Origin of the sequence: Rhizobium sp. BR 314, from assembly GCF_047445805.1 — a bacterium.
In the GTDB taxonomy this organism is placed as follows: Bacteria; Pseudomonadota; Alphaproteobacteria; order Rhizobiales; family Rhizobiaceae; genus Rhizobium; species Rhizobium lusitanum_B.
In genome coordinates this window covers 22,331-35,720 of record NZ_JARWLA010000047.1, presented here as the reverse complement: position 1 = coordinate 35,720, position 13,390 = coordinate 22,331, and the positions used below count along the sequence as shown (strand labels likewise).

Genomic DNA, 13,390 nt, shown 5'->3' with positions numbered 1-13,390 from the left:
CTACAGCCTCATGCTGACATGCCGCGCCTGCGGCATCGAACCCTTGGCTTATCTGCGTCACGTCCTTACCGAATTACCGCAGCGTGTCATCGAAGCCGACATCACCGACCTGCTGCCCTTCAACTTCGCTGAAACGCTGAAACCGCCGCTGCATGATCCAATGGCAGCCGTCTGACGGCGACCCCGGTCAAACGGGCCGCGTCAACGCGCATGGAAATGAGCGCTTACGACGAAGTCGAATGCATCCGAAGGCAAGGCGCACAAGCCCTACGAGTTTGGCGTCAAGTCTCGGTGGCCTCGATACTGAACCGCTCTCCAAAGGCGGCCAGTTCGCCCTCCATGCCATGGCACTGCCAGGAACCCCTATTATGGGCGCACCCTCGAGACCATCATCCCCGACATGGAGGAGACGATCGGCAACGAGTTGTCCGCACCTGGCCGATGCCGGATATCGCGGCCACAATTCACCTGAGAGTCACAAGCTGCGGGTCTTCACAAGCCACAACAGCGCCGCGTGACGCCGGCCATCAAACGACAGATGCGACGAGAGCCAGCCGTCGAGCCCGTCATCGGCCACATCAAGAACGAGCATCGGATGGATCGCAATTATCTCGCCGGACAAAAGGAGATGCCGTCGATGCCGTTCTGGCTGCCGTTGGCTACAACTTCTTGCGCCTGCTCAGGTGATTCAGAGACCTTTTATGCCTGCTCACCGTCATGCTCCTGGCGTCTCTGCTCCAGCGGCGCATGCTTCCTGAAGATCTCAACGTAAAAACTGGTTCTGCCGCACGGCGGGAGAGTTCATCATCGCCGTCCACGGTACTTCCACAGGGAATGATTTGGTAGTTTGCATTGGCGCCCTCAGATCTCATCCTTCGGGCAAATCGTCCAACCAGCAGGCGCCTTCGAGGTTCGGCCGGGAAAAGATCTTTCCGATCTTTTCTGAAGCCTTGTTTTGGTGATATCGCATATAGACGCGGCCATCAGTTCCAAAGTCGAGAATCTCGATCTTACCAGTGTAATGCGACATGATGTATTTAAATGTCTTTTGAATGCCGCTCAGGCGTTGGTTGATGCCATGCGAAATCTCCAGGCCGCGGCGCAGTGGAACCTGAAAATGCGATGCACCTTTCACCGGCCTGCCTTGAAATAGGTAATATGGGCGGACACCCATATGGTGACACTTGGCGAAGGTCGCGGCCAAAATGTCGGGGTCATCGTTGACTTTCGCGAGAAGCACGCACTGGTTTAGGAACTGCGTACCACGCGCCCGCAATGACCGAATGCTTCGCTCCGCATCGGCCGAAATTTCGCCGATATGGTCAAAATGCGTAACGATCACTGCGGATTTTCCAGCTACATGGATCCGTTCGAACAAGGCCACTAGAGCAGGATCCTCAAACCTTTGGGGCGCGTAGGCGAGCATTTTTGTGCCAAAACGAATGGAATTCAGATGTGGGAATGGCAGCAGATGATCAAGAATTTCATGGAGGCTGGCGGTGTTGAGCACGAACGGGTCACCTCCTGATATCAGGACGTTCGTCATCTCAGGATGACCTCCAATGTATCGCGCAATCTGCCCAAGGTCAGCTGCGATTTCATCTGAGTCCTTGCCGACAATGCGTTTGCGGAAGCAATAACGGCAGTATGAAGCGCAGCGGTCCGTTGCAAGCAACAATCCTGTTTGCGCGTACTTGTGCTGAAACCCGGGCGCGACCGTGTTTTCGTGCTCTCCGCTGGTATCCAGAGTGCCGGGACCGTCGAACTCTTCGAATGAGGGCTCGACGATGAATTTAAGCTGATCATAATGACCACTGTTGATGATCTGTTCACGATAGAATTTTGTAACACGATAACGCGTGATGCTGTTTGCTTCCACCTCGGCGGGGGTGACTGCGCGTGCCCCCTCAATGAAATTTATGATCTTGGACGACAACAGCGGGTCCGAACTGATGAGCGGAGCCACTTTTAATTTTGTCGTCTTACCTTGGATAGTTCGAGTGGTCTTCATCTAGAGCCCTTAATAAAAAAAGGCGAGAGGCAATTGTCGTACGGTTCTTCGTTATGCACCTGCAATCAATGTGCCGTCGACGATCTGATTGCTGTCAAAGTGACGCAAAGTCAGGTTACGCAGGCGTCCACAGAATACAAGGGTCTTCAGTGTGTCAGGGCCAGAACAGAAATGGACCCAAGTTGACACGACCAATGTAAGGAATGATTGAGCCGTTGTTTTTCGAAGCACCATCTGATGTGGTTGCCGCCGCTGTCATGCGCTTGTCTTGCGGCGTGCTGATTTTTTGGCGCGCGTGGCTGGGGCTTGGCTGGACACCGCTGCTGCGGCGCCCCGACGATGCCAATATCGAGGATCTGCTGCCCTTCAACTTCAAAAGCCAGCCAGCATAAGCCGCCGCTCTTCAAAACGATTTACAACGTGCACTGAAAAGAGCGCTACCAATAATCAGCAATGCAGGACGATTATTGAGCCTGCGGTAGGTTGTCGCCACAAGTGTGGCGGTCGCTCCTATCCCTTGCAAACGGGATAAACCAGGTTGATGGGCCACCGTTCTCGATGGCCGACAGCGGGTAAGATTTGTTTCCCTTCGCGATGATCATGTAACACCCGGCATCCATGGCGATCCTTGCTGCCATCAACTTCGTCAGCATGCCACCCGAACTATGACGAGAGACGGAATGACCGGCCATGGCCTCTATTTGGGGGGTAATGCGTCGCACCTCTGTGATCAAACGGGCCGACGGGTTGTCGTGTGGATCTTCCGTGAAGAGGCCATCTATGTTGGAAAGCAAAATAATTATGTCAGCCTGCACCAACTCTGCGAGCTGGGCCGCCAAACGATCATTGTCGCCAAAACGGGTGTCGGCAGTTGCGGTTGTGTCGTTCTCATTGATAACGGGAACGGCGCCAACTTTGAGGATTTGTCGAACAGTTGACAGAACATTGAGTCGGCGATGCGGGTTGCGTAGATCTTCGCCCATCAATAGTATTTGTCCGAGTCCAAATCCAAACCGTTTTAAGCTCTGTTCGAAGGCAAGCATGAGTCGAACTTGACCGATGGCTGCAGCCGCTTGTCGCTCTTCACTTCTCAGAGGAACGTCAAACTCATTGAAGTGACGTGACCCAACCGCGACAGCACCGGAGGTCACGATGATCACCTGCTGCCCACGTGAGAAAAATCGGACCACATCTTCTATCATCGTTTCAAGCCAAGAACCGCGAATGTCTCCGGTTTCTCCGTCGGCAATTAGTGCGGAGCCAATCTTCACGATTATTCGGTGAGCGGAAATTAATTGCGCCGTGGTCATCAAGTGTTGCCTCGCTAAAAGGAACGCACGTCTCTGCAATCTACACTGGGCAACTCAATATTCATTGCGAATTGCCCTTTACCTAGAGCCTTTGAGGCTGCTGGAGGAGTTTAACGGCACGGCGTGTTCTTCTTCGCCAGAGGTAGAGAATGGCGTGATCGACCAATCGATTAGACCGACCGCATGCTGAAGTATGGCCTTGGTCTGTGCAAAGCTGGATGAAGCGGCGATCACATGTCCTATGCGGTCCCGGTAGTCACCTTTCCTGACTATCTGCGTCTTAGGCTTAACATAAAATTTGACCTCTACAACGCCCGACACGGCAGCCGCCCGACTGTCGCCGTCGATCCAACTGAGGGTGCCATCGCGATCAGGGAGTAGGAATCGCACGGCTGCAGTCTGGAGATACGTGGTGCGTAAGTCACATTCCACGCCGGTGGCAAGCTTAATGTGCTCGGTTACGAGATCGACACCATAAGCAAGATGAGCCCGCCGAGGATAGGTTCCGCCCGCAATACGCGGATTGACTTCTATTACAACTGGGCCACGCGTCGTCCACCGCAATTCAATGTTGGTTGGCCCCCACCCAAGTCCCAGAGCTCCCAAACAGCGCAGCGCCACGTCGGAGATTCGCTCGTGCTCGTCGTTAGTCAGCAGGGCCGGAAAGATGCTCTCACGAAAGAGAAAATGTGGTGGATGATCGAAATCGGCGGCGCTAATCCCAATGACCTCATTTCCCATCGTGTCGGCTTCATAGAACGGGCCCTGTGCGAATTCTTCGACCAGGATCTTCGGTGAAGACCGCCATGTATGCTTCCCACCTAAAAGATGGGCCGTATGTTCGGCCAACTCGGCGACGTTTCGGCACAGTCGAACACCGATGCCGCCGATACCCCCGATCGCAGGCTTGACCACCACTGGCAGGCCGATTTCCGCGGCACAGCTTTCAACCTCCGCCGCGTTAGTGGCCAGGCGATAAGCAGGTATCGGAACGCCTCCATCAGCGAGCAGGCGACGTTGAATGAATTTGTCGCAACATTGTTCGACCGAAGCGGGGTTTGGTCCCGGTAAATCGAATTGCTGGCAGAGCTTTCCGGCGGTCGCGTAGACCTTCTCCTCGGCGCTTGTAATGCCAACAATTTCGTAGGTCTTACCCAGCCGAGAGCATTCGTTGATCAGCGCATGGAGATTGTCTGTATCGACTTGGATTGCTTCAACACCTCCCGCTGCGAGATAGGGGTACTGAGCTGGATCGGTCGATAGGGTAATTGGATGAAGGCCAAAACTCTTGGCAGCTTGGACATATTGCTCACCAGTACCATGTCCGTTGCCTTCAAGCAGGATGAGCGCTCTTCTTGCCATTGACTGCTGACCCTCCGTTGCGGGATTTGCGGCGGTCCGAGCGTATCCGCATCAACCTTGCTAGCTACGCCCGGCCACAGATCTGCAGTGAACGTACCATCCTCAGCGAATTGCGGACGTAAAGATCTTGTAAATTTTTTGTTTGACGGATCTAGGTGTGCGATGTTTTGATCGGCGCACGGTGGAATGGAGCATCACCCAGCCTACTGGCGATATCGGTAATCACGCGGTCCGAAGAATACTCGTGTACTACCGTCACAATAACGACCGCTCAGACCTTTGCACCCTTGAGTGATCGTAATTGCTTCAGGGATCCTCTCGTTGCCTTGGCTGGCCGGGGTATTGCATCAGCGATCTAGCAAGAGCGCCGTAGAGCCGGGGGCCGACACAGCTTTTCAGTCGGAGAATGAAGCAATTGACTCATAAAGCATTAATTTGTATCAAATGATTTATGCAGGATACTTAGCCTCGACGCGCCGCAATGAATTTGGCTGAGCGGCCTGGCAGCGGAAGGGGAGCCACGACCTGAAAACCAAACGCTCTCCCACTTCTGACGGCAGCGCCAGCAGTCTCTCCGAAACATACCGACAGTAAGCGGAAAGCAGAGAACTCAATGACAAAAAACCTCATAACCAGTGTGCACGCCAAGGGCGACGCCTTCTCGATTGGTTGTGCGCTCGGGAAGGCCAATGCCACAAGCTTCCTCGAGTATCGGCTTGGCACGGAGCAATTTCGCGCTCTAGATGCTCGATGGCGCGGATCGGAATATTTGAAGAATTTGGAAGCTGCAGCCCGCGCGGCATATCCCCGCTACGTGCGCGAAATCGAGGGTATCGCAGAAGGTGCCGGCAAGGATTTCGAGACCATCTTCCTATTGAATTGCCAGACTGATCTGCAGATTCCAGACGCCGCCTCCGCGGCAAAAGCTGTTGCCGGAATGGGCTGCACGACTGTCCTAATACCAGCTGAATGCAATGGGCCGGCGGTTATCGCCCACAATGAGGACGGCGAGCCCGAATCGCTGGGTGCCAATTTCTGGGTGGAGATTGAGCCCGATGTGGGGCCGGCGTGGAGCAGCTTTATGACCGCGGGCATGCTGCCGGGCGGTACCTTCCGCCTGAACGAGACCGGCCTGGTCCAGACGATCAACGCGATCACCCCGAACGACCAAAAACCTGGCGTGCCCCGACAGGTTCTTTGCCGCGCCATTCTTGATGCTAAAAGTTTGGACGAAGCGGTCGGCATTTTGAAGCGCAATGACCGCTCGTGTGGATTCCATCACACTCTTGGCGATGCGAAGACCCGCAAGGTACTCTCTGTCGAAGCGCCGGCCTCAGGCTGCGTCGTGGTAGAGGTTGCTGAACCGCGAGCGCATGCCAACCATCTGCTCTCCAGCGAGTTCAGTGGGGTGAAGCAGACCATCGGCGCTTCCTCCCGTGACCGACAAGCAGCGGCGGATCGAATGATCGGCGAAGGCGCGTTGGCGGGTGGAGCAGAAGCGGTGCTGTTTGACGAGACCACTCTAATCTTCAAGGATTGGAAAGACTCCCGGACCCTCGCGACGAGTGTTTTCGAGCTTTTTCCAGACCGCATCGAGTGGCGGATACATGCGGCTCGTGACGAGCGAGCTGCACTAAGCGGAACAATGCGCGTCGTCTAATGCGGCCTCAAGTCGCCGAGCGGTGCGACGTCGTCGTCCGGGGACCGAACCCACGGGTGCGTCTGGGCAGCGATCAGCCACGTCAAAAAAACTGCAGCCGGTCTGTTCAAGGCCCGGCCAGGTGAAAAATCCCACAAACCCCATTGCGAAGTTGCAAGGAAAGATATGGGCTATCATCTCAGAGACGATCAGTATCAACGGCTCGTCGTATTTCACGAGCGCGCCGGCCGCCTGTCGGATTCCGAAGCCTTAATGGCATTGGCAGACAACGCTTTCCAGGAGGAATTTGGCCACAAGCTCTTTACCCTCCTCAAGGTTGATAGAGCCGCAGGCGTTATGCGGCGGATCTACTCGACCGACCTCAATTACAGTCCCCTCGGAGGAACGAAGCCCCTCGCCGATGACGAGTGGAGTAGGCGTGTCGGCGCTGGTCGGCACTTTCTGGGCAAAGATTGCGAAGACATGAAGCGCTACTTTGCCGACCACGAAACATTGATCAAAATGGGCCTCGTGGGTGTATTGAATACCGCAGTCGTTTGGCGGAACGAGGTCATTGGTTGGATCAACCTCTTGGATGCTGCCGAACATTATACCCTCGAGATGTGCGATCTCGCAGGCCTATACGCGCAGGCTCTCGCGCCTTCTTTCCTTGCTAACTGAAATGCACGGCTCGAAACGCGTCGATGTATGCCAGACGCTCAGCATGATCTACATTGACGGCCGGTCGGTTTGGGTCCGCATTCTGTATCGGCGCGGACTTTTGTAGGTAGTTCGCCCGACGGCGCTCCACCCGCACGAGAGTGAATTCTAAAGCTCTCCGCGGCGCTTCGAGCGAAGATGAGACTATCCCAAGTCGGGTCGGAAACTATCACTTTGCTGGAGGCGACGCCGAATTAACGACGCCGCTCTCTTTATGGGAGATGAAGACTGCCCTCACCGTTCAACAACGGGTAAATCGATGTAGCAACCGTGAGGACCGCGATGCAACTTGAGCTGCGGCGGTTCTCCGTCAGCGGGTACATTGGCGAAACTCGTGCTCTCGCTTCCCGCTAGACACACCCTCAAGCTATAGTCCGCTGGTATGAGCGCCGAAATCGGTAACAGTGTAAACGCCAATCTGGTCGGTTCTCCTGGTGTGAGCGGCTCGGCGTCGCTTTCCAAATAGCTTTGTTGTGGTCCGAGCGCGCCGAAAGGCGAGGCAGTCCATACTTTCCGATGACGCGCACGCAACTGGCCTTCTGTAAGGTAGCAGGAGGTCCCATCAGGTTTAACTGCTTCCAAATAGACGAAGAAAATACCGTCTTCACGGGTTGAGGTTATGTTCAGATCCACAACTGGATGCCCGGTGATCTCCAAATCATTCTGCAGCGGTTCGCTCGTATAGGCCAGTCGAGCCGCATCGAACTGTCGCCGATCTCCATAATCGATTTCCCATGTTCCAATGCCACCATTGGTGTCCCATCTGTTTGAGAGGACGTCCCCCAGTTCACGGTCAACCTGCAGAGTGTCGTAGCCCGTGTCACTCGGCGATGAGCTCAGGCGCGAGCCACTTGCCATATGCCATCGTTGTCGGACGGCCGGGACTGGCCATGAGCGCGTTGACTTCCAGGATCCCTCGCCGCACGTGTAGTAGTGAATGACTTTATCGGCCTGCAGAGCAGCCTCGCCCGTGAAACAAGCATCAATGAATCGAATATCATTTGCGTGTTGCGCCGCCATGATCGGAGCGCAGTCCTGAACATCAGCACGCAGTGGGTCATATGGTTTGCGGCCGCCATGGTTCCACGGACCAAGAATGATGTTCATGGGGTTCGACTGGAGTAGAAATCGCCGGATAGACCCGAGGGGCGACCCAGAATCGAACCAACTGCCCCAATTTTGAATCGGAACCCCCGATTGCGAGATAAGGTCAGCCGACGCCTGTGGAGAGAAATCGAACCCAGAACGTTTGCTGAGCCAATCGTCAAAGGACGTGGTTTGCTCGACCGGCTGGAATGACGGCGCGCGGCCGTGTTCTTGCAGCGCGGCCGTCAACTCCGCTTGGCTTCCCACCGGACGAATTCCCGCACGGAGAGTTGAGGCGCGATCAGCATTGATCTCGCTATTTTCGTCTCTGTTCAACGATTCAACCAGTTGACTCCACCTGTCGAGGGTAAGGTTCGGAACACCTCCTGGATAGGTTTCGAAAAAGATATCGTAGTCGACATAGCGCGGCACGATGCCTTTCAGGGCGGGATGATTTCTCGAAGCAATAAGGTCTGCAGAGTTGGCGGTGTAGGACACGCCGTACGCAAGCACATTGCCCGTCGACCAAGGCTGTGCAGCGATCCAGTCTAACACGTAACTAAAGTCGAGGATTTCTTCGCGCGAGCGGTGACCTGGCCAAACGCCGAACGAGGCGCCGGTACCGCGAACATCTCCAACCACCACCGCATAGCCTTCTGGAACGAACAAATCCGCATATTGATTGGACGGCTCGCCCTTCTTTCCGCGCCCATAACAGGTCATAACCAAGATGGTGTTGCGCTTATGATCCGCGCTATCGCCCATCGGACGAACCACGTCCAAAGCGAGCCTGACACCTTCGTGCGCATACACATACGTCGATTCCAATGGGCCGAGTTTCTCTCTGCCTGCAGCTTTGGCACTGAGATCAAGGCGGTATACTGGATTTTCGTTCGGCTCGGCCTGGGCCTGAAAGCGAGAATCGGTCATGCAAACGCTCCTGTGAGTGTGCGACATATGTTTCAGTACGTAGTGTTTTGCGGCATTTGTCTTACCAGTGCAGGGGCGCCGGCCTGGAGGGTGCGGATTGCGGGGCGCGACCGTGTTAGCCAAGCGATCCCACTAGCAGCTTTATGGTAGGCCGTTCGCGGCTCTGGGCGTGCCACCGCTCCACCGGAGCGATGACCAAAGGGCAAAGCGGCAAAATCGCGATCGCGACTAGATTCTGTCGGGACGAAGTGTCACAGAACAGTCTGGCTTCTTAGATCCTTAGACGCCCGTGTCAGCACTTCAGGCTTTTCCCCGATGACGACCGTATCGTCTTGTCGGAAGCCGCCGAGTCCATAAACATACAATCCGGGCTCGACCGAATAAACTTCGTTTTCGAGCAAGGCACGGTGATTGAATGCCATGTCTCCGGGGTACTCGTGGCACAACAAGCCCATGCCGTGTCCTGTCCGGTGCATGATGTAGTTTCCAAAACCCGCTTTTTCGATGATTGCCTGCGCTGCTGCATCAATTCCCGACACCGGTCGACCCGCCACAGCGGCTTCAATTCCAGCTTCATTTGCAGCGAGCGCGACCTCGAAGAAGCGTTCCTGCCGGGTATCCGGCTTGCCACAGAACCAGGTCCGCTCATTCTCCACGACCACTCCATTAATGCGGGGGATAATCAAGTTGATCATCACGTGTCCTTTTTCGAGGATCGCACCGGATCGCTTGCCGTCCCCGTGTGGAGCTGCCGACGGTGGACCCGAGATCGACCACAGGTCGAGCAAGGCAACATCCTGCGCTGGAAAGCGTCGTGCGGCCTCCTGCGCTAACTCGGCTCCCATCATCATATCCAATTCCATCAGGAGCCGACCCGGACGGATACTCTCCCGGTAGCGATCCTGTAACCAGTCGGTCAAGCTCGCTATCTCGCGCATGAGTGCGATCTCTTCGGGATGCTTGACCCAACGAAGCGCTCGAAACTCTTGCGTCTTCATTAGAGGACGGGCCTCAGGTAGCAGCGCGAACGCCTTCTGCAATGGACCGCCACCAACATCGGTCCCGATGCGAGCTCTCCCGAGACCTGCACTTCGTAGTTTTTCGGCAACCATCTCCGGCCATTCATGCACAAGATGCATTCGATTGGAGAGGACTGGATGCTCCGCATAAAAGCTTGTGTCGGATACCCAAAGACGCCCGTCTTCGTGCGCATATCGCCAATTGTTTGTCGAAAGCTCATTGAGGACAACAAACGGCGCGCCGTTCCTCGGGACGACACAGAGAATTGGCCGCTCCCAGGTGGTGACATCCGTCTGGAAGTTGGTCGCGAACTGAAAGAACTCTGTGCTTGCGAAAGCGACAGCATCCAGGTTCTCGCGATCCATCAGTTCATTTAGTAGCTTGTACCGATACTCACGCACATTATTGCCCAAGTATGCCATCTGACCTCTTCTCTTTTCCTGAAAGCTTACCTGGTGTCTTCGACCGGCGGTTCGCAGAGTGAAATGATGCCGATCAGCGACCGCGCTTACGCGGATGAATCGGCCTCTTTGGAACCGAATGAAACATATGAGTCGCTATTGTGTCAATGATCCATTTGAATCAGGTACGGTTAAAAACCACGTCCCGGAAGTCCAGAGCCTGCAGGCGCTCCCGTAGGGCTGGCGTCGGCAGCAGTGTTCGGCAGATGGTAAACTGAGGCGACCAAAGGCTCAGATATCAATAATACGCTTGATGCATATTGAGCGTTATAAAACATTTGTTGCATTCCTTATCGTGTTGCGTTAGGACATTGATGGTAGCGGTCGAGGAGGCTGCTGCCTGAACACTGCAATCGTTTATGCGCCACCGTCTTGGTGAATGCGGGACCGAGTGGAAACGCAGGAACCGCGTGCTTTGGTCTGACATCGCCGGCGTCGTGTTCGCCGTACACTGATGAAGTGAGATCCCCGTGCGCCATGAGCAAGGAATTAACAGAGGGAGAACGAAATGAGCATTCTGATAAATCGCCGGCGGTTCATGCAGGCTACTTCGACCGCAATTGCGGTAGGCGCGTTGGCTTCCGCGGCCGGCCGTGCAACGGCCGCCTCCACCGGCGAGCTCAAAGTCAACATGAGCGGCGGCAACTGGGGCGATGCGGTGATGAAGGCTTACGTCGAGTCCTTTGAGGCCGAGACCGGAGTCAAGGTGACGCGCGTCAATGCGGACTTCTCATCGACACAGATTGCGATGATGGTCGATACCAAAAACGTTTCGGCCGACGTCGTCAACCTTGGTCAAACCAATGTCGATCCGCTTACTGCCAAGGGCTACCTCGAAAAGATCGATTATTCCATCTGGAAGAAGGAAGACCTGGAAGCAATCGCAGAAAACTGGAGGCAACCGAACGGCTTTGCTTCGTACGTATACTCGGTGAATATGGTCTGGAACACGAAGAAGTTCCCGGCAGGAAAGCCCCGGCCGACCACCTGGGCGGAATTCTGGGACGTCAAGAAGTTCCCTGGCGTTCGCTCCATCAATACCGGCGAATACGGAAGTGGGCCTTGGGAAGAAGCATTGCTCGCGGATGGCGTTCCGATGGACAAGCTCTACCCGATGGATATCGACCGCGTGTTTGCAAGCTTGGACAAGATCAAGCCGCACATTCGCAAATGGTGGACGAGCGGGTCGGAAATTCTTCAGATCATGCGAGACAACATCGCCGACATCGTGCAGTCCTATGACGCGCGCGCACTTACCCTTATTGATGAAGGTGGGCCAATCGAGATCAACCGCAACCAGGCGAAACTGACAACGGACTATTGGTGCATCCCGAAGGGCAGTCCGAATGCCGAAAATGCTCAAAAATTTATTGCGCTGACAAGCCGCCCGGACCGACAGGCCGAGTTTGCAAAGCTTATCGCGCAGGGCCCAACGAACAAGAACGCCTTCAAATTGATTCCTGACGATGTCGCCCGAAAACTTGCGTCGCATCCCGACTACGAGGCGATCAGCTTCGCTATGAACGCCAAATGGTATGCCGAGGTTGGATCGGACGGAAAGTCGAACAAGGAGCGGCTTGTGCAGCGTTGGAATGAGTGGATTCTTCAGTAATCCTCTGTCCCCAACGATCTATCGGTGGCGCTCGTCCAGTCGGCGCGGGCCGTCAAAGGTTAGCGCCACCTCTTCCCACTACCTGCCTTACGGGACTGCATGCCAAAGTTGCTCATCAGTCCTGCTGGAGTATCGTAATGAACTTGAATCTGAAAAATCATCTTCCTGCCGAGGACGAAGTGTTGCAGAAGCTTCCGGATACCGCTCAAATCGAATTTCGCAATGTTTCCAAGATCTATGGGGCCGTTGCTGCGGTTAAGGATATCTCCCTTTCTGTTTCGCGCGGCGAGTTCCTTACGATTCTTGGACCGAGCGGTTCTGGCAAAACGACAGCATTGATGCTGCTCGCCGGCTTCACGACCCCTACCGGAGGAGACATCCTCATTTCCGGCAAGTCCGTGTCCGAAGTCCCGTCTTACCGCCGCGACCAAGGCATTGTCTTCCAGAGCTATGCACTTTTCCCGCACCTTACGGTGCATCACAACTTGGAGTTCCCGCTCGAAATGCGCGGCATCAAGGCCTCTGACAGAGCGTCGCGGGTCAAAAGAATGCTTGAGCGTGTTCGCCTGGGTGAGTTTGGCGAGCGCATGCCATCACAATTGAGTGGGGGCCAGCAACAACGCGTGGCCGTCGCGCGCGCCTTGATTGCAGATCCACCGATTTTGCTGCTGGACGAACCGCTGGGCGCGCTCGATCGAAATCTGCGCGAGCAGATGCAAGTGGAAATCAAAGAGCTGCACAAGGAGTTTGGGAAAACGACCATCTGCGTCACCCACGATCAAGAAGAAGCACTCACGCTTTCGGACCGCATCGTTGTCATGCGCGCCGGTCAAATCGAGCAGATCGATACACCGGAGGCCTTGTACGATCGCCCCAAAACGCGCTTTGTCGCCAACTTCCTGGGTGAAGCAAATATCCTCGAAAGCGTTGATTTCAAGATTGAATCGGACGTTGTTCCTTCTTCCGGTATGGTATCGATGCTTCGGCCGGAGCGCATTTGCGTCAGTGTGCCTTCAGCAGCAAGGCGCGCAGATGCGGACCACAGACAGTCCGTCTCGGGGATCGTGGACGATATGATCTATGCTGGACCCTTGAGGAAGTACCGGGTGCGGGTTGGGAATGCGACGCTGATCGCGCGCGAACATGTGGCATCGGGCCAGCAAGTCTTCCGTCCGGGCGAAGAGGTTCGCCTTGATTGGCTTCGATCCGACATCCGGTTTGTCGCTGCGTAAAGCGGAA

General features: G+C 55.3%; 11 protein-coding genes and 1 pseudogene. 7 read left to right on the top strand and 5 right to left on the bottom strand.

All coding sequences use genetic code 11. From position 1 onward, the window contains the following. Positions 1 to 175, top strand: a 175-nt coding sequence (locus tag QD461_RS32985; RefSeq protein ID WP_414091225.1) for a transposase domain-containing protein, incomplete at its 5' end; no start/stop codon positions are given. Positions 176 to 231: 56 nt separating this feature from the next. Next, a pseudogene (locus tag QD461_RS32980) lies at positions 232 to 681 on the top strand (transposase); the annotation flags it as partial. Positions 682 to 868: 187 nt separating this feature from the next. On the opposite strand, the gene QD461_RS32975 reads toward QD461_RS32980, so the two are convergent. Continuing rightward, positions 869 to 2,011: a KamA family radical SAM protein gene (locus QD461_RS32975; protein WP_004128843.1), complete on the bottom strand. Its 1,143-nt coding sequence runs from the start codon at positions 2,009 to 2,011 to the stop codon at positions 869 to 871. Positions 2,012 to 2,226: 215 nt separating this feature from the next. Between QD461_RS32975 and QD461_RS32970 the strand changes: the two genes are divergently transcribed. After that, positions 2,227 to 2,403 carry a hypothetical protein gene (locus QD461_RS32970; RefSeq protein ID WP_154660804.1) on the top strand — a complete coding sequence of 59 codons (177 nt, stop codon included), beginning with the start codon at positions 2,227 to 2,229 and terminating at the stop codon, positions 2,401 to 2,403. A gap of 72 nt (positions 2,404 to 2,475) precedes the next feature. On the opposite strand, the gene proB is transcribed toward QD461_RS32970, so the two are convergent. Together proB and QD461_RS32960 are read right to left on the bottom strand one after the other, a co-directional pair. Next, a complete protein-coding gene (gene proB / locus QD461_RS32965) occupies positions 2,476 to 3,321 on the bottom strand; it encodes a glutamate 5-kinase (RefSeq protein WP_004128845.1) in 846 nt (281 codons plus the stop codon). Positions 3,322 to 3,399: 78 nt separating this feature from the next. Then, positions 3,400 to 4,683 carry an ATP-grasp domain-containing protein gene (locus QD461_RS32960; RefSeq protein ID WP_004128847.1) on the bottom strand — a complete coding sequence of 428 codons (1,284 nt, stop codon included), beginning with the start codon at positions 4,681 to 4,683 and terminating at the stop codon, positions 3,400 to 3,402. Between the two features lie 613 nt (positions 4,684 to 5,296). On the opposite strand from QD461_RS32960, the gene QD461_RS32955 reads away from it, so the two are divergent. Both QD461_RS32955 and QD461_RS32950 read left to right on the top strand, forming a co-directional pair. Continuing rightward, positions 5,297 to 6,343, top strand: a complete 1,047-nt coding sequence (locus QD461_RS32955; RefSeq protein WP_004128849.1) for a C45 family autoproteolytic acyltransferase/hydolase — start codon at positions 5,297 to 5,299, stop codon at positions 6,341 to 6,343. A 165-nt stretch (positions 6,344 to 6,508) separates the two neighbouring features. Continuing rightward, complete coding sequence (locus QD461_RS32950; RefSeq protein ID WP_015342013.1) at positions 6,509 to 7,003, top strand: hypothetical protein; 495 nt, start codon at positions 6,509 to 6,511, stop codon at positions 7,001 to 7,003. A 273-nt stretch (positions 7,004 to 7,276) separates the two neighbouring features. Here QD461_RS32950 and QD461_RS32945 read toward each other — a convergent pair whose 3' ends face one another. Both QD461_RS32945 and QD461_RS32940 read right to left on the bottom strand, forming a co-directional pair. Continuing rightward, positions 7,277 to 9,058 (bottom strand): CocE/NonD family hydrolase, encoded by a 1,782-nt coding sequence (locus QD461_RS32945; protein ID WP_004128850.1) that lies wholly within the window; start codon positions 9,056 to 9,058, stop codon positions 7,277 to 7,279. A gap of 251 nt (positions 9,059 to 9,309) precedes the next feature. After that, a complete protein-coding gene (locus QD461_RS32940) occupies positions 9,310 to 10,500 on the bottom strand; it encodes a M24 family metallopeptidase (protein ID WP_004128852.1) in 1,191 nt (396 codons plus the stop codon). A gap of 547 nt (positions 10,501 to 11,047) precedes the next feature. Between QD461_RS32940 and QD461_RS32935 the strand changes: the two genes are divergently transcribed. Together QD461_RS32935 and QD461_RS32930 are read left to right on the top strand one after the other, a co-directional pair. Next, positions 11,048 to 12,151 (top strand): ABC transporter substrate-binding protein, encoded by a 1,104-nt coding sequence (locus tag QD461_RS32935; protein WP_004128854.1) that lies wholly within the window; start codon positions 11,048 to 11,050, stop codon positions 12,149 to 12,151. 137 nt (positions 12,152 to 12,288) lie between these two features. Then, a complete protein-coding gene (locus QD461_RS32930) occupies positions 12,289 to 13,383 on the top strand; it encodes an ABC transporter ATP-binding protein (protein ID WP_004128856.1) in 1,095 nt (364 codons plus the stop codon). Positions 13,384 to 13,390 lie beyond the last annotated feature (7 nt).

What these genes read in the sequence shown, in the direction of transcription:
- QD461_RS32975 (WP_004128843.1), bottom strand. Translation starts at nt 2,011, where the DNA reads ATGAAGACCACTCGAACTATCCAAGGTAAGACGACAAAATTAAAAGTG.
- proB (WP_004128845.1), bottom strand. Translation starts at nt 3,321, where the DNA reads ATGACCACGGCGCAATTAATTTCCGCTCACCGAATAATCGTGAAGATT.
- QD461_RS32960 (WP_004128847.1), bottom strand. Translation starts at nt 4,683, where the DNA reads ATGGCAAGAAGAGCGCTCATCCTGCTTGAAGGCAACGGACATGGTACT.
- QD461_RS32955 (WP_004128849.1), top strand. Translation starts at nt 5,297, where the DNA reads ATGACAAAAAACCTCATAACCAGTGTGCACGCCAAGGGCGACGCCTTC.
- QD461_RS32950 (WP_015342013.1), top strand. Translation starts at nt 6,509, where the DNA reads ATGGGCTATCATCTCAGAGACGATCAGTATCAACGGCTCGTCGTATTT.
- QD461_RS32945 (WP_004128850.1), bottom strand. Translation starts at nt 9,058, where the DNA reads ATGACCGATTCTCGCTTTCAGGCCCAGGCCGAGCCGAACGAAAATCCA.
- QD461_RS32940 (WP_004128852.1), bottom strand. Translation starts at nt 10,500, where the DNA reads ATGGCATACTTGGGCAATAATGTGCGTGAGTATCGGTACAAGCTACTA.
- QD461_RS32935 (WP_004128854.1), top strand. Translation starts at nt 11,048, where the DNA reads ATGAGCATTCTGATAAATCGCCGGCGGTTCATGCAGGCTACTTCGACC.
- QD461_RS32930 (WP_004128856.1), top strand. Translation starts at nt 12,289, where the DNA reads ATGAACTTGAATCTGAAAAATCATCTTCCTGCCGAGGACGAAGTGTTG.